Origin of the sequence: Geodermatophilus amargosae (assembly GCF_900116515.1) — a bacterium.
GTDB classification, from domain to species: Bacteria; Actinomycetota; Actinomycetes; order Mycobacteriales; family Geodermatophilaceae; genus Geodermatophilus; species Geodermatophilus amargosae.
The window spans coordinates 87,279-104,008 of record NZ_FPBA01000014.1; the positions used below are offsets into that span (position 1 = coordinate 87,279).

At 74.8% G+C, this 16,730-nt stretch carries 11 protein-coding genes; 3 read left to right on the forward strand and 8 right to left on the reverse strand.

Annotated elements, in window-relative coordinates; genetic code table 11:
• Positions 1-380: 380 nt before the first annotated feature.
• From BM414_RS17720 to BM414_RS17755, 8 genes are all read right to left on the reverse strand, one after another.
• On the reverse strand, positions 381-1,796 hold the full coding sequence (locus BM414_RS17720; RefSeq protein WP_175551659.1) for an MFS transporter: 1,416 nt from the start codon (positions 1,794-1,796) through the stop codon (positions 381-383).
• A 395-nt stretch (positions 1,797-2,191) separates the two neighbouring features.
• Positions 2,192-2,854: a GNAT family N-acetyltransferase gene (locus tag BM414_RS17730; protein ID WP_093581422.1), complete on the reverse strand. Its 663-nt coding sequence runs from the start codon at positions 2,852-2,854 to the stop codon at positions 2,192-2,194.
• 102 nt (positions 2,855-2,956) lie between these two features.
• Entirely contained in the window at positions 2,957-6,220 is a 3,264-nt protein-coding gene (locus BM414_RS17735) for a heavy metal translocating P-type ATPase (RefSeq protein WP_093581424.1), read from the reverse strand.
• 219 nt (positions 6,221-6,439) lie between these two features.
• Positions 6,440-8,965 carry an ABC transporter permease gene (locus BM414_RS17740; protein WP_245784809.1) on the reverse strand — a complete coding sequence of 842 codons (2,526 nt, stop codon included), beginning with the start codon at positions 8,963-8,965 and terminating at the stop codon, positions 6,440-6,442.
• 5 nt (positions 8,966-8,970) lie between these two features.
• Positions 8,971-9,768: an ABC transporter ATP-binding protein gene (locus tag BM414_RS17745; RefSeq protein ID WP_093581428.1), complete on the reverse strand. Its 798-nt coding sequence runs from the start codon at positions 9,766-9,768 to the stop codon at positions 8,971-8,973.
• Between the two features lie 64 nt (positions 9,769-9,832).
• The gene (locus BM414_RS31430; protein WP_281246751.1) at positions 9,833-9,967 is read right to left on the reverse strand and encodes a hypothetical protein; all 135 of its coding nucleotides are present in this window, start codon (positions 9,965-9,967) and stop codon (positions 9,833-9,835) included.
• Positions 9,968-10,072: 105 nt separating this feature from the next.
• Entirely contained in the window at positions 10,073-10,306 is a 234-nt protein-coding gene (locus BM414_RS17750; RefSeq protein WP_093581430.1) for a heavy-metal-associated domain-containing protein, read from the reverse strand.
• A gap of 115 nt (positions 10,307-10,421) precedes the next feature.
• Entirely contained in the window at positions 10,422-11,969 is a 1,548-nt protein-coding gene (locus tag BM414_RS17755; RefSeq protein WP_093581432.1) for an MFS transporter, read from the reverse strand.
• Between the two features lie 127 nt (positions 11,970-12,096).
• Between BM414_RS17755 and BM414_RS17760 the strand changes: the two genes are divergently transcribed.
• The 3 genes from BM414_RS17760 to BM414_RS17770 all read left to right on the forward strand — a co-directional run bounded on the left by BM414_RS17760 (position 12,097) and on the right by BM414_RS17770 (position 16,609).
• Positions 12,097-14,802: an AAA family ATPase gene (locus BM414_RS17760; protein WP_093581434.1), complete on the forward strand. Its 2,706-nt coding sequence runs from the start codon at positions 12,097-12,099 to the stop codon at positions 14,800-14,802.
• Positions 14,803-14,948: 146 nt separating this feature from the next.
• Positions 14,949-15,422, forward strand: coding sequence for a DUF6010 family protein (locus tag BM414_RS17765; protein WP_093581436.1), 474 nt, complete (start codon positions 14,949-14,951; stop codon positions 15,420-15,422).
• A 56-nt stretch (positions 15,423-15,478) separates the two neighbouring features.
• Positions 15,479-16,609 (forward strand): flavin-containing monooxygenase, encoded by a 1,131-nt coding sequence (locus tag BM414_RS17770; protein ID WP_245784806.1) that lies wholly within the window; start codon positions 15,479-15,481, stop codon positions 16,607-16,609.
• Positions 16,610-16,730: the final 121 nt, after the last annotated feature.

Below are 16,730 nucleotides of genomic sequence, written 5' to 3' on the forward strand. Positions count from 1 at the left end.
GGGATGCGGCGGAGCCGGCCGTGACGGTCCGATTCCGCAGGCGCCGTGGCAGCGCGGGCCGCCGACAGCCGCGATCGGGAGGCGGCGGCGCGGCTGGGCCGCGCGCAGCCGAGCCCACCGTCGGAGGCCAGGCGCGGCTCTGTAGACGGGCGGTGACGCCCTCGCCCTCGGCGACCTCTACGTCAAGTCCGGTCACCGAGACCTCGGGAGGGTCGGCTGCTCATGGCCCCGCTCTCTGACGTTGCCCGAGCAGCCGCTGATCCGCTCCGGCGTCGAGCTTGACAACCTGGACGCCAGCGCGGCACCGCTGCCTCGGCGCCAGGCGGCGGCTCGAGGTCCTCGACGCCTGGCAGCCCGCCGGGGACGCCGCTGTCGCGGCGTCAGGTGCGTGACAGGGGCGACGCAGACGCGTCCCGCTGTACGGCGAGGGCTGGTCTCCGAGCGTCCCTCCGTACCTCGAGTTCCGCGAGGTCGACCGAGTACGTTTCCGGCCCGCGCGTCGCACCGGCCGCCAACAGTGCCGCTCCCACGGCAAGGAGCACGAGCTGGGTGTACTCGAACGGCATCACCCGGCCGAGGCCGGCCAGGTAGAACGCCGACAGACTCGGCAGCACCACGGACAGGCTGTAGCCGATGCCGAACCCCGACGATCGGACAGCGGTCGGGAACCGCTCGTTGCAGTAGCTCGACGCGGCGCCCCACGCGCCGACGACCAGTACGTGCACGACCGCGACCAGGGCGAACGCCGAGGCGACGCCGATCCGCGCGTTCGCCACGACGGCGTAGACCGGCAGTCCGAGAACGACCGCGACGACCGCGCCGCCGAGCAGCACCTGCCGTCGTCCGATGACCTGGCTCGCCATTCCCACGGCAACGACGGTCAGGAACAGGACGACGTTGGCCGCCAGCAGTGCCCACGTCACCGCGACCGGCGAGGTGTCGTACTGCGTCAGCAGCAGACGCGGCATGACGGACACGACGCTGCCGCTCATCAGCCACAGGCCGGTCATGAGCAGGAGCACCTGGGTCAGGTCACGCCGCAGCGTTCCGTGGGCCAGTGCGCGCAGTGGGCGGTCGATCTTCGGGGTCTGCTGCCAGACGTCGGACTCCGGGACCCGAGCGCGCAACAACAGGAGCGCGAACCCGAGGCCGGCGCCGAGCAGGAAGGGGATGCGCCAGCCCCACTGCACGTAGGGCGACGCGGGCCCCCCGGCGGGTGCGAGTGCAAGCACGGCGAGGACGACGAGGCTGATGAACACGTAGGCGAGCGTGTAGGCACCCAGCAGAAGCCCGCCCAGCAGGCCACGGGCACGAGGTGGACAGTGCTCGAACGCCAGCGGTGTTCCGGCGCTGTACTCGCCGCCGAGGAAGATGCCGTTGACGAAGCGCAGTCCGACCAGCAGTGCCGGTGCCAGAGCTCCCCACGCCGCATACCCGGGCAGCAGCCCGATCGCCGCGGTGCAGGTGGAGAACCCCGCGACCGACATCAGGGTCAGCCGCCGACGGCCCAGACGATCGGCCAGGTGACCGAAGAGCAGCGCTCCGATCGGCCGGCCGAGCATGGTGGCCGCGAACGTGCCGATGAACAGCACACTGGCCAGGTCGGCCGACACGCTGGCCGGCTGGAAGTACGCGATGGCCGGCGCGAGGGCCACAACGGGCAGGTACACGTCCACCATGTCGATCCAGTAGCCGGCCCAGCCACTGGCCATCGCACGCCGCTGCCGGTCATCGGCCCGGCGCAGCGCGACGATCTGCTCTCGCGGCCTCGCCCGGAAGGACATGGGCTCGTCCACAACCGTCATCGGATGGACCCCCAGCGGCGGCGTCGCGGTCGGCAGGAGCGGCGATGAGGACACCGCTGCGTCCCACCGTCGTCAAGACGTTCCGGGGCCGAGGCTGTTCGAGGCAGGGGATCCGGTGCTCAGCGCCTCTGCCGCGCCGGAACCGCGGGGCCGCGACAGGCGGTCCGGATGCCGTCGCACGGGCTTGCGGCTGGCCGTCGGTCAGCGGCGTGGGCCGGTGAATCGCCGCCCGGCACCCTCTTGCGGGATGAGGGCGTGAGGGCCCTGCTCTGTGTCGGGGTGCGGAATGGTGTCGGCCCACGTCGGGGCCAGCGCCCCGCCAGGCTGGGCGGAGTCCGCTGGGGTGCCGGCCTCGCAGGTCACGATGAGAGCGATCAGCAAGCCGTTCACCGAACGCGCTCCTGCCAGTTGTCCTCCGGGCCGGCCGCGGTCGCCGCCCGATCGGCGGCCGTCGTTCCCGGACCGCGAAGCATCAACCAGGTGCGCGGGCCACCACCGGGCAGGTCGACGACGCCGACCACCGCGAAGCGGAGTCGGCGGTAGAACCGCACATTCGGCTCGCCGCTCGTCTCCAGCCACACCGGCAGCCCGTCCCGGTCGGCGCGATCGAGCCCCGGGGCCAGCAGCGCGGCACCGAGCCCCTGCCGCTGTCTGTGCTGCACGACGCCCAGGCTGGCCAAGGTCAGGTGCCGCTCACTCGGGCGCCGGCCGGCCAGCACCTCCTCGGCTGCAGCGGCGGCCGCCGCCCGGTGCCCCGCCAGCTCGGCGGCCGCCGGGCCGACCCGCTGCCACACCTCGTCGGGGATCCCGGTGCTGGGCATCCAGACGGCGACGCCCAGGAGTTCCTGCCCCGCCTCCCCGACGTCGACGCGGCCGAAGGGCACGGCGACGGCGGACAGGTAGAGGTAGTGCAGGGCCCGCAGCCGCTCGCCGTGGCCGTCGGCGTCGACCGTCCATCGGGTCCACGGGTAGTCGGTGAAGGCGGCGGCGAGCACCTCGGCGGCGGCCGGGACGTCGTCGGGCCCAGCCGCGCGCACGTGCAAGGTCATGGGTGCCTCGGTCGGTTCTGAGGGCGTGTTCGGCGGGCGGATCAGGTGGTCGAGCAGCAGCCCCGCATGCTGATCGCAGCATGCGGGGCCGCCGGTTTGCGTTCAGGTCGCCTCGACGGTGAACGGCACCGTGATGACCTGGCCGTCGGCCAGCCGGAACTGGGCCCACAGCTGGTAGGTCCCGGCGGTCGGGAACTCGGCGTGAACGTCGAGTTCCGGCCCGAAGGTCTGGCCCGGCAGCGCGAAGACCGGGCGGCCGGACGCGTCGGTGACCTCGGCGTGCTCGTGGGCGAACGTCGCCCCGTCGACCCGCATCACGACCACGTGGCCGGCGGCCGCCAGGTAGGGCTGGAGGTCGTCGACCGGTCGACCGGTCCCGGCGTCGGTGAAGGTGAAGTCCAGGTCGCTGCGCCCGCCACCCACGGCGTCCCCCTCCAGCTCGACGCGGACGCCGTCGACCACCACGCTCCGCGGTCCGGCCGCCAGGGTCACCGGCTCGGGCGCCGGACCGGCCACCGTGATCACCTGCCGCTGGTGGACGTCGCTCATCTCGCCCTGCTGGCGGAACTCGGTGTTGACGATGTACCGGCCGGCGGTGGGGAACGTGAGCTCGACGGTGAGCTGCCCGGGCTCGCCGGTGGGCTGCGGGTGGACGTGGGTGAACGTGCCCAGGTCCTCCCGGGTGGCGATGAGGTGCATCCATGCCTCGTGGCTGCGGGTGAGGTCCTCGACCGGGTCGCCGGTGGCGGTGTCGACGACGGTGGCGACGAGCCTGGCAGGCTCGCCGGGTCGGATCTGTGCGGGCAGCTCCAGCCGCACCTCGGTGCTCGCCTCGGCGGCATCGACCGGTGGCATCTCGGCGGTCATCATCTCGCTCATCGCCGGGCGCATCGGCATGCCGGTGCCCTGCATCCAGGCCAGCGTGCCGTTCATGCCGCGCTCGGCGAAGTCCATCCGGGACACCGCGGTCAGCCCGGCGCCGAGGGCTAGCGCGACGACGGCGACGCCGGTCAGGTAGGCGTACTGGCCGATCCGGGCGCGCAGCGGCGGGTGCAGGATCTCCGAGGCGGTGGCGGGCCGGCGGAAGCGGCGCAGCCGCAGCGCGTTGGTGACCACGCTGACCGAGCTCATCGCCATCGCCGCGGATGCCAGCACCGGGTCCAGCAGCAGGCCGTTCCAGGTGTACAGGGCGCCGGCGGCGACCGGGATGAGCAGCAGGTTGTAGCCGAACGCCCAGGCCAGGCCCTGCTTCATGGTGGTGACGGTGCGCCGGGACAGCGCGATCGCGGAGACGATGCCGCGCAGGTCGCCGCCGACGAGGGTGATGTCGGAGGCGGCGATGGCGACGTCGGCGCCGGTGCCGATGGCGATGCCGACGTCGGCGGCGGACAGGGCGGCGGCGTCGTTGATGCCGTCCCCGCAGAAGGCGACGACGTGTCCCTCTTGCTGCAGGCGGCGGACCTGCGCCGCCTTGTCGGCGGGCAGCACCTCGGCCAGCACGTGCTCGATGCCGACCTGCTCGGCGATCGCAGTGGCGGTGGCGGCGTTGTCGCCGGTGAGCATCCACACCCGCAGGCCGAGTGCCTGCAGCTGGGCGACCGCATCGGCCGACTCGGGCTTGACCGTGTCGGCGACGGTGAGCACCGCGGCCGGGGCCCCGTCCACGGCCGCGAACATCGGTGTCTGTCCCGCGGCGGCGGCCGCGGCGGCGATGTCGGCGAGGGGGGTGACGTCGACGCCGCGGGCGGCCATCAGCGCGGCGTTGCCGACCAGCACGTGTCGCTCGCCGACGACGGCGTCGATGCCGTGACCGGGGACAGCGTCGAAGGAGCGCAGCGGCGGCAGGTCGAGGAAGCGGGCGGTGGCGGCGGCGACGAGCGCCTCACCGACCGGGTGCTCGCTGCCGGTCTCGGCGGCGGCGACCAGGGCCAGGATGTCGTCCTCGTCCCAGCCGCCGGTGGTGGTGACGCCGGTGAGGGCCGGCTTGCCGCGGGTGATGGTGCCGGTCTTGTCCAGGACGACGGCGGTGACCCGACGGGCGGTCTCCAGCGCGTCGCCGTTGCCGATGAGGATGCCGAGCTCGGCGGCGCGGCCGGTGCCGACCATGACCGCGGTCGGCGTGGCCAGACCGAGCGCGCACGGGCAGGCGATGATCAGCACAGCGATGGTGGTGGTGATCGCCATCGTCATCCGTCCGGTGTCCGGGCCGAACAGCGCCCAGGCGGCGAACGTGGCGGCGCCCAGCAGCAGCACGATCGGCACGAACCACGCCGAGACCCGGTCGGCGAGGCGCTGCATCGGCACCTTCGCGCCCTGCGCGTCCTCGACCAGGCGGACGATCTGGGCCAGCGCGGTGTCGGCGCCCACGGCGGTCGCTCGGAGGACGACGGTGCCGGTGCGGTTGATCGTGGCGCCGATGACGGTGTCCCCGACGCCCTTGTCGACCGGCAGGCTCTCACCGGTGAGCATGCTCTCGTCCACCGCGGTCGCGCCGTCGGTGACGACTCCGTCGACCGGGACCTTCTCGCCGGGCCGCACCCGGACCAGGTCGCCGACGACGACCTGATCGACCGGGACGTCGACCTCGGCGCCGTCGCGCAGCACCCGCGCGGTCTTCGGCGCGAGTCCGACCAGCGCGGTGATCGCCGCGGCGGTGGCCTTCTTGGCGCGGGCCTCCAGCCACCGGCCGGCCAGGACGAGGGCGAGGATGACCAGCGAGGTCTCGAAGTACACGTGCAGCGGCAGACCCCAGCGCTCCGCGGCGGCCGGCCACAGCGTGACGAAGGCGCTGTAGCCGTAGGCGACACCGGTGCCCAACGCCACGAGGGTGTTCATGTTGGTGCTGCGGTGTCTGGCGGCGGCCCAGGCGGCGCGGTAGATGTCACCTCCGGCCCAGAACTGCACGACGGTGGCGACCACGAGGATGGCCGGCATCAGCCAGTCCATCGTGTCGATGTACAGCGGCACGTACATCAGCACCATCAGCCCGAGACCGGTGGCGAGGGTGATCTGCCACTTCCGCTTGAGCGCCGTCACATCGGACTCGCCGTCCCGCTCCTCGGTCACGGCGTCCATCCCGACCCGGGCAGCCTCGGCGGGGGGCTGGGTCTCGCGGCGCGGGGTGGCGGAGTACCCCGCCCGGGTCACCGCGGCCGTGAGGTCCTCGAGGTCGACCTGGGCGGGGTCGAATCGGACGGTGGCGACCTCGGTGGCCAGGTTGACCTCCGCGCCGGTGACGCCGGGAACGCGGTTGAGTGCCTTCTCTACGCGACCGACGCAGGAGGCGCAGGTCATGCCGCCGATGTCGAGGGTGCAGCTGGCGGGCTCGGTTGTCGCGGCGGTGGTGGCCGGTGCGGTGGTCGTCATCGCGGTCTCCAGGCTGGAGGGGGCTCGGTCGGGCTACGGGGTGATCGTTGGTGGCGGTGAACGGGCTCGGACCGGGGAAATCGCCAGGTTCTGCTGGGCTGATCGGCCGGTGCGGAGCTGGCACGGGTCAGTTGTCGACGGCGAGCGGGGTGTACGCGGGCGGCGGCGAGACGGCACCCTCGGGGCGCCGGCCCGCCCGATGGGGGCCGGCGCCCCGAGTCACTGGGTGGCGATTGCGGTCAGCACGTCGAGCCGGGCGGCGCGGCGGGCGGGCAGCAGCCCGGCGACCAGCCCGGCGAGGACCGCGGTGGCGACGACGGCCAGCAGTTGCCCGACGGGAACCTCGATGACCAGGGCGTTGTCTGCGGACAGTCCGGCCAGGGTGGCCGCGGCCAGTCCCAGCCCGAGGGCGACGCCGGTGACCACGGCGACCGCGGCGATGAGCACCGCCTCGGCGCGGACCATCCAGGACAGCTGCGCCCGCGTCATGCCGACCGCCCGCAGCAGCCCGATCTCCCGGGTCCGTTCGACGATGGACAGCGCCAGGGTGTTGGTGATGCCCAGCAGTGCGATCAGCACCGCGAACCCGAGCAGCACGGTGATCAGCCCGAGCACCTGGCCCACCGCGGCGGCGCGGCCGGCGGCGGCCTCGGCCTGGTCGAGGACCTCCGCGTTCGGGAAGTCCGCGACCGCGGCCCGCAGCGCCGTACGCGCCGCCGCCGGGCCGACACCGTCGGCGAGGGCGACGTAGACGGTGGCGTCGACGTTCTCGCTGAAGTGCTGCGCGTAGGTGCCCAGCGAGAGGACGTAGCTGGTCGACAGCGCCCGGGCCGAGTCGTCGGCCATCAACCCGACCACTCGCAGCCGCTGTTCGCCGTCCCGGGAGAAGGTCATCGCCAGCGTGTCGCCGACGGTCAGGCCGCGCTCGGCGGCGACGTCGGCGGCGAGCACGACGCCCCCGCCGTCGAGCGCAGCCAGTGCCCCGCCGGTCATCTGCACGTCGGCGACCTGCGGGAGGGTGGCCGGGTCGACCGCGGTCAGTGCACTGGTCATGTCCCCGTCCAGCCAGTGCCCGAAGCGGACCGAGGAGGTTGCGGCGACCTCGGGCAGCGCAGCGACGCGGGCGGCGACCTCCGGGGAGAGCCCGCCGAGCATCTCATCGCGGGAGCTCTGCACCAGCAGGTCGGCGGTGATCGCCTCGGTCGAGCTGGCGCCGATCGCCTTCACCGAGCTGCCGAGCACCGCGACGAAGGAGATCAGCGCCAGGCCCAGCGCCAGGGCCATCGCGGTGGCCGCGGTGCGCCGCGGGTTGCGCACGATGGACTCCCGGGCCAGCTGCCCGGGCACGCCGAGGCCGGTCAGCGGGCGACCGACCGCCTGCGCCAGCCGCGGCGCGAGCACGGGGCCGAGCACGACCAGTGCGGCCAGCAGCAGCACGGCGCCGAGTCCGACGCCGACGATCTGCCGCAGCAGCGCGGCGGTGCCGAGCTGGACCACGCCGAGGCCGAGCAGGATCCAGCCGGTGATCAGCCGGCCCCGCCGGGGACCGGCGGGCGCCGGGTCGGAGACCCGCATCGCCTCGACCGGGGCGGTGCGGGCAGCGCGGCGGGCCGGGCCGAGCGCGGCCAGCAGGGTGATCAGCGTGCCCGCCACGAGGCCGACGACCAGCGTGCGGACGGTGACGGTCAGCGGGCCGTCGGGCAGCGCCAGCCCGGCACTGGAGGCGAAGCCGCGCAGCGCGTAGGCGGCGCCGACGCCGACCGCGGTGCCGCCGGCCGCGCCGGTGAGCCCGACCAGCAGCGCCTCGCCGAGCACCAAGCCGAGCACCTGCCGCCCGGTGGCACCGGCGGCGCGCAGCAGCGCCAGCTCCCGGGCCCGGTGAGTGAGCACGATGCCGAACGTGTTGGCGATCAGGAACGCCCCGACCACCAGCCCGGCCGCGGCGAGCGCCAGCAGTACGATGCGCAGGTAGTTGATGCTCTCCTTGGCCGCGTCGGCGCTGGCGGCTGCGGCGTCCTGGCCGCCGGTGACGGCGTACTGCGCACCGAGCGCCGCGGCCAGGTCGGCGCGCAGGTCGGGCACGGCGACACCGTCGGCGGCGATCACGTCGACGGCGGTGACCCCGGAGCCGAGGTCGAGCAGCGTCTGCGCGGTGGGCAGGTCGACCAGCACCACGGTGCTGTTGGTCAGCCCGTCGCCATCGCCGATGCCCGTCAGGCCGACCACGCGCAGCGGCCTGCTGGCGGTGGCGGAGACGGTGACGGTGTCGCCGACGGCGATGCCGTGGTCGGCGGCGGTGGCGGCGTCCAGGACGACTTCCTCGCCGTGCGGGGCGTGCCCGGCGCGCAGGGTGTAGGCGGTGAACGGGGCCTCGGCCCAGGTGCCGAGGATCGTCGGCCCGGCCGGTTCCACGGCGGTGCCGCGGACCTGCAGCTGCCCCGGCCCGGAGGCGACCGGGCGGACCCGGTCGACACCGGCGGTGCCGGCGACGCGCTCGGCGAGGTCGGCCGGCAGCGGGTCGCGGGCCACCTCCACGCCCATCGCGGCGTCGAAGGCGGCGGCGCCGCGGACGGTGAGGTCGACGCCGGCGGCGGTGGTGCGGAACTGCTCGTCCAGCAGCCGGGTGCTGGTGTCGGTGAGCACCAGGCTGCCGGCGACGAAGGCGACGCCGAGCGCGACGGCCAGCCAGGTCAGCGCCAGCCGAGAACGGTGCGCGAGGGCGTTGGAGAGCGACAGGCGCCACATCGGGATCACGCCCCCACCGGCTCGTCGAGGCGGGTCGCGTCCAGGCCGGCGAGGCGGGCGAGCACGGTCTCGGCGGTCGGGTCGGTGAGCTCGTCGACGATGCGGCCGTCGGCGAGGAAGACGACGCGGTCGGCGTAGGCGGCGGCGACCGGGTCGTGGGTGACCATGACGATCGTTTGGCCGTAGGTGCGGGCGGCGTCGCGCAGGAACGCCAGCAGCGCGGCGCCGGAGCGGGAGTCGAGGTTGCCGGTCGGCTCGTCGGCGAAGACCAGCTCGGGGCGGGCGATCAGCGCGCGGCCGACGGCGACCCGCTGCTGCTGTCCGCCGGAGAGCTGGCCGGGACGGTGGTCGAGCCGGTTGGCCAGGCCGAGCATGTGCACGAGCTCGTTCATCCAGGCCGGGTCGGGTCGCTTGCCGGCCAGGGTGAGCGGCAGGGCGATGTTCTCCGCTGCGGTCAGTGCCGGGATGAGGTTGAACGCCTGGAACACGAAGCCGAGCCGCTCGCGGCGCAGCAGGGTGCGGTCCCGCTCGGCCAGCGTGGTCAGGTCGGTGTCGCCGATGAACACCTGGCCGGCGTCGATGCCGTCCAGGCCGGCGAGGGCGTGGATCAGGGTGGACTTGCCCGACCCGGACGGGCCCATGACGGCGGTGAACTCTCCGGCCGGGATGGCGACGCTGGCGGAGTCGAGGGCACGGACGGCGGCCTCGCCGCGGCCGTAGGTCTTCACCACGTCGACCGCCCGGGCGGCGATCGCGGGCCGGGTCTGCGGCGGCGGGGCGAGCTGGGGATCCGTGACGGTCATGGCTTCTCCTGCGGGGGCGGGTCGCCGGGCGGCGAGCGGGTCGAGGTGGGCAGGGCGGCGGCGGTCAGGGGCAGGGACACCGGCGGGGGCGGCGCCACGGCCGGGCAGGTCGCAGGCAGCGGACCACCCGGGCCTGCTGTGCCTCGCGGATCAGTTCTTGCTGGCGGAAGCGGATGAGGTGCTCGTGGGCGAAGGTCATGGCGGGCTCCTCGCGAGCGGTGACAGACGGCTGGGGGCGGCCGTTGCCCGGGTCGTGCGGGCGGTGGCGCTGGTGGACGACCCGGGCAACGGGGTGCGGGAAGGGCTACGGAACGAGGGCGTAGCCGGCCTCGTCGATGGCGGCGGCGATGTCGGCGCGGTCGACGGGGCGGGCGGCGGTGACAGTGACGGTGCCGGTGGCCAGGTCGACGGTGACCGACTCGACGCCGTCGACGGCGGCGATCTCGGTGGTGACCGCGCGCTGGCAGTGCGCGCAGGTCATGCCGGTGACGGTGAAGGTGGTCGAGCCGATGAAGGTGCGGGGCGTGCCGGACAGCATGGGAACTCCTTGAAGGTCGGTGGTGCGGTGGTGGTGCGGTCGGTGATGAGAGTCGGCGCGGAAGGGGGTGCGTCTCACCGGGGAAATCGCCGGGATTCCGTCCCGGTGGCCCGGGTCAGTGGCCGTGCCCGCCGGGGCCGTGGACGCCCGCGCCGGCTACGGGCTTGCCGGCGGGAACGGTGAGCAGGGTGAGCAGGAAGAGGGCGGCGAGGACCCCGGCGGTGGCGGCGAAGGCGCGGCCGTAGCCGTCGATCAGGCCGGCGGATGTCGCGAGGTCCCCGGCGACGGCGGTGAGCCCGGCGACGCCGAGAGCGGCGCCGATCTCGTGGCCGGTCATCATCAGCCCCGAGGCCAGACCCGACTGGTCGTCGGGGACGTCGCTCATCGCGGCGACTGCGATGGCGACGAACATCGGGCCGACGCCGGCACCCACGAGCAGGAGACCGGGCAGCACGTCGGCGGCGTAGGACGTTCCGCCGGCGTGCGCGGAGAGCAGGAGGACGCCGACGGCCATGATGGGCAGGCCGGTGAGGATCAGTGCCCGGGCGCCGACGTGTCCGATGACCTTCGACGCGACCGTGGCGGCTGCCGTGATGGCGGCGGCCAGCGGCAGGAACCGCAGACCGGTGACGACCGCGGAGGCGCCGAGGACGCCCTGCAGGTACAGCGAGGTCAGGAAGATCGCGCCGACCACCACGCCGGTGACGCCGGCCATCACCGCCGAGGCGGAGACCAGCGAGCGGATCCGCCAGGTGGCGGGAGGCACCAACGGATCGGCGGCCCGGCGTTCCAGGAGGGCGAATGCGCCGAGCAGCGCCGCGGCGAGGATGAGGGAGACCCAGGTGCGCGGCGCCGTCCAGCCTGCGGAGCGGGTGGCCTCGATGCCGAACACCAGGGCCAGCAGCCCACCGACCAGGGTCAGTGCACCGGGCACGTCGAGGCGCCGCAGCGCGCCGGGCTGCGATCCGCCGCGGGCCACCGACCGCATCGTGCCGAGGACGACGGCGGCGCCGATCGGCACGTTGATGAAGAACACCGCACGCCAGCCCAAGGCGCTGGTGAGCGCGCCGCCGAACAGCACACCGGCGGCGATGCCGAGGCTGCCGACAGTGCCCCACACGGCGAGGGCGGTCTGCCGCTGCCGGCCGGCGTAGGCGGTCATGATGATCGACAGCGCGGCCGGGGTGAGCAGCGCGGCACCGGCACCTTGGGCGGCGCGACCCAGGATGAGCGTGAGCGGGGTCTGCGCCAAGCCGCTGACCAGCGAGGCGGCGGTGAACAGGCCGATGCCGGCGAGGAACGCGCCCCGCCGGTTGAGCAGGTCGGCGATCCGTCCGCCCAGCAGCAGCAGGCCACCGGAGAGCAGCACGTAGGCACTGATCACCCACTGGTAGTGGGTCGCTGACAGGCGCAGGTCCTCGCCGATGGACGGCAGCGCGACGTTCACCACCGACACGTCCAGGATCACCATGAACTGCGCGGCGATCATCAGCGCGAACACCGTCCACGGCCGGCGCGGCTCGTCGTCGGCGGCGGCCGCCGAGTGGCCCGGCGCCGGGTGGACCGGCTGCCCGTGGGCGTGGGCGGGGGGTGCGCCGTGGCTGGGGCCGTGCGGTCGCTCGGCGGTGTGGGCAGCCGGTTCGGCGGTGGGGTGGGCCGACATGGCTCCTCCTCGGGTGGGGTCTGCGGTGTGGCCGCCACGCTCGCCGCCGCCGAGGTCGCTCACGCCGGGAGAATCACCAGGATCGTGATCACCGGCCCTGTCCGCGGCGGTCGGTACGGTTCCGCTCGTGCTGGTCGGACGGGACCGCGAACGTGCGGCGATCACTGCGCTGCTCGACGCCGCGCGTGCCGGAGCCGGCGGGTCGCTGGTGGTCCGCGGCGTGGCCGGGTCGGGCAAGTCGACGCTGCTGGCCGACGCGGTGACGGCCGCCTCCGGCATGCGGGTGATGCGCACGTCGGGGGTGGAGTCGGAGTCCCCGCTGGCGTTCGCCGCGCTGCAACGGCTGCTGTGGCCGCTGCGCCCCCGCATCGACAGCCTGCCCGCGCCACAGCGCGCCGCGCTGCGGGCCGCACTGGGCGAGGCCGCGGGCGAGGGCGACCGGTTCCTGGCGTTCCTGGGCACGCTGAGCCTGCTCGCCGACGCCGCCGAGGACGCACCCGTCCTCGCCGTGGTCGACGACGCGCAGTGGCTGGATGACGCCTCGGCCGCGGCGCTGCTGTTCGCCGCCCGCCGGCTGCAGGCGGAGCGGGTCGCGCTGCTGTTCGCCGCCCGCGACGGCGAGGCCTACGGCTTCGACGTCCCTGACCTGCCGACAGTCGTCCTCGGCGGCATCACCGGAGCGGCCGCCGACACGCTGCTGGCCGCCCGGGCGCACGGTGCGGTCGACCCGGCGGTCCGCGACCGGCTGGTCGCCGCCACCGCGGGCAACCCGCTCGCCCTAGGTGAGCTCGCCGGGGTTCTGACCGGCGACCAGCTGGCCGGCCGGGCACCTCTGCCGACGGCCCTGCCGCTGACCGGCGGGGTGGAGCGCGGGTTCCTCGACCGCTACCGGCGGCTGGCCGAGCCGACGCAGCGCTTCGTGCTGATCGCCGCCGCCGACGACACCGGCCTGCTGACCGTCGTGCGCGACGCCGCCGAGGAGCTGGACGCCGGCGAAGAGGCCCTCGACGAGGCCGAACGGTCCGGGCTGCTCACGGTCGACGGCAACGCCGTCTCCCTCTACCACCCGCTGGTGCGCTCGGCGGTGTACCGCGCAGCGACCAGCGCCCAGCGCCGCGCCGCGCACCGGGCGCTGGCCGACGTGCTCGGCGCCGACCCCGACCGCCGCGCCTGGCACCTGGCCGCGGCCGCCGACCGCCTCGATGACGCCGTCGTCGCCGCGCTCGACGGGGTGGCCGAGCGTGCGTCCGGGCGGGGCGGACACGAGGCGGCCGCCGCCGCCTGGGCACGCGCCGCGGAGCTCACCGCGGACTCGGCCGCGCGGGCCCGCAGGCTCGCCGCCGCGGCGCACGCGGCGTGGTTCGCCGCACAGCCGGAGCGGGCCAACTCGCTGGCCGAGGCGGCCCGCCCACTGGCCACCGATCCGCTGCTGCGCGCCGACGTGGACCGGCTACGGGCACGGGTGGAGTGGAACGTCGGGTCGCCGCTGGTCGGGCACCGCATCCTGCTGCACGCGGCTACCGAAGTCGCCGACGTCGACATCGACCGCGCCCGGGCGATGACCATGCTGGCCGCGGCGGTCGGCACCCACGCCGGCGAGGGCGCCGAGGACATGACCGCCCAAGCGGCCCGGCTCGGCGACCCGGCCACCGCCGACGACGACCGCGGCCGCTGCTACGCCCGGCTGCTGTCCGGGTTCGTGCACGCCCGCGCCGGGCGCTGGCCCCAGGCCGCCGCGCAGTTCCGCCCGGCGTTCACCGAGTGCGACGCCGGCGAGGACGAGTACCTGCGGTCCAACCTCGGCGTGGCCGCCTTCCTGCTCGGCGACGCCGAGTCCGTCCTCACCCAGCACACACGGCTGCTGTCCTGGGCGCGTGAGTCCGGCGCGCTGGTCACCATCGTCTACGCGCTCACCCTACGGGCATTCGGCGAGATCGCCACCGGTGACTGGCGGGCGGCCCTAGCCGGCGCAGCCGAGGCCCTCGACCTGGCCACCGGCAGCGGCCAGCCAGCGCTCACCCGATTCCCGCACGCCTGGCTCGCGCTGCTGGCCGCGCTCCGCGACCAGCCCGCGCAGCTGGCCGAGCACCTCGCCGCGGTGGACAGCACCCCAGGCGCCGGGGTGACCGCGCCGATCGTCGGCGACCTCATCCGCTGGGCCCGCGGACTGACCGCCGACACCCCCGCGGCGGCGGTGCATCACCTCCAGCAGCTGGGCCAGGGCACTGCCACCGTCGCCCGGCTGGCCGCCCTCGACCGGCTGGAGACCGCCGTTCGTGCCGACCGCCCCGACCTGGCGCGGACCTGGGCCGACGAGCTCGAGGACTTCGGTTCGGCCGTCGACGCCGGATGGGCGCTCGCCGCCGCCGCCTACGGCCGGGCATTGCTCGCCGAGGGGGCAGACGTCGAGGCGGAGTTCGAACGGGCGGTCAAGCACGCTGACGCCACCACCCACCGGTTCGACCGCGCCCGCATCCACCTCGGCTTCGGCGAGCACCTGCGCCGAGCGCGCCGTCGCGTCGACGCCCGCGCCCACCTGCGCGACGCCCTGGAGGTGTTCGAGGAACTCGGCGCCACCCGCTGGGCGACCCGCGCGACCACCGAACTACGGGCCTCCGGAGAGACCGCCCGCCGCCGTGACGTCACCACCACCACCGAACTGACCGCGCAGGAACGCCAGGTCGCGGCCCTGGTCCGACAAGGCCTGTCCAACCGGGACGTCGCCGCACGGCTGTTCGTGTCCCCACGCACCGTCGACTTCCACCTGCGCAACGTCTTCAGCAAGCTCGGCGTGGCCTCCCGCGCCGAGCTCACCGCACTACCGCTCGACTGACCCCCCCCCAGCACGCCCCCCGGGGCCACCCGCATGTCCGACCTGGCGGTCACCCCGGTGGCGGACCTGGCGGTTTTCCCGGCGTGACCCCGCCGGCCCCCTCCTAGCGTTCGAGCCAGCCCAGCCCGGACCAAGGAGCCCCTCTCATGACCCGCACCACCGCGGCGCCCACGGAGTTGGCCACCCGCCGCAGCGGCGGCCTACGCGGCGCGCTGGCCCGCCGCTGGCCGGCCGCGCTCGGCGCCGTCGCCGCCGTCTCCAGCCTCGTGCTCGTCGCCCCGCTGCCCGCTCCCGCGCAGGTCTCGATCAGCGCCTGGTGCGTGCTGCTCGCCGCGGTGATCTACCTGACCTGGGGCACCGCCCGCGGCGACCTCGGCGACCGGCGGCTGCTGACCGCGCAGACCGCGGCCGTCCTCGCCTTCGGCGCGGTGGCCATGGCGGCGGTCGCCGTCGACCCGGCCACCGCCCGCTACGTGCTGGCCGCCGGCTGGCTCGCCCACGCCACCTGGGACGTCGCCCACCACCGCATCGGGCGGGTCGTGCCCCGCTGGTACGCCGAGACCTGCCTGGTCGCCGACCTCACCCTCGCCACCGTGCTGCTCACCATCGGCCTCGGCTGACCGCCGCTGGCCCGCCAGCCCTGCCCGTTCCACCCGTCGTCCTGTCAGGAGATCTCATGCCCACGCCGCTGCCCCTGCCCCGCTCCACCGCCGATGAGGTCCTCGATGTGCTCGTCGTCGGCGCCGGCCAGGCCGGCCTCGCCCTCGGCCACCACCTCAGCGCCCAGGGTGCGGACTTCCTGCTCGTCGACGCCGCACCCGAGATCGGCTCCTCGTGGCGGTCCCGCTGGGACTCGCTGCGGCTGTTCAGCCCCGCGCAGTACGACTCGCTACCGGGCCTGCCGTTCCCCGCACCCGCCGACACCCACCCGACCAAGGACGAGGTCGCCGACTACCTGGCCGCCTACGTCGACCACTTCGCCTTGCCGGTGCGCCTCTCCACTCCGGTGTTCAGGCTGCACCGCGACGCCGACGGCACCTTCGCGGCGACCACTCCGACCGGCACGGTGCGCGCCCGGCAGGTCGTCGTCGCCACCGGCCCGTTCCAGACCCCGCACATTCCCACCCTCGCCGACCGGCTGGACCCGGACGTGAGGCAGCTGCACAGCGCCGAGTACCGCAACCCCACCCAGCTGCCCGGCGACGGCCGCGTGCTCGTCGTCGGAGCGGCCAACTCCGGCCTGCAGATCGCCGCCGAACTGGCCGCCACCCAGGCGGTGACGGTGGCCGTCGGCACCCGTCCGACCGAGCTGCCCCAGCGCATCGCCGGCCGCGACTTGTTCTTCTGGCTGACCCGCTCGGGGTTCTTCACCGTACCCAGCCACACCCGTATCGCTCGCCGGCTGCGGGCGCGCGGCGATCTGGTCATCGGCACCCGCAGCCGCGACCTGCGCCGCCGCGGCATCGACTTCCGGCCGCGGCTGACCGACATCGACGGCCGCACGGCCCGGTTCGCCGACGGCAGTAGCGTCGCCGTCGACGCGGTCGTGTGGGCCACCGGCTACCGGCCCGACTACTCCTGGCTGCACGTACCCGGTGTCGTCGTCGACGGGGCCGTGCGCCACACCGCCGGGGTCACCGACGTGCCCGGGCTGTACTTCCTCGGGCTGCCGTGGCAGACCTGCCGCGGCTCGGCACTGCTCGGCTTCGTCGGCGCCGACGCCGCCGCTCTCGCCGGCCGCCTGGCCGCCGACGCCGCCCAGCCCGAGCGGCCGACGCCGGTGACCCCGGCGGTTCTCCAGGCGTGACGCCGGTTCCGCGGCGAGGGCGGGACGGGTCCGGCGGCACCGAGCCGGGGTCGGTGCCGCCCCTGGTCGAGCCGGAACGGCGGATAGCGGTCGGTCATGAGCGCCGCGTAGGTAGCCACCC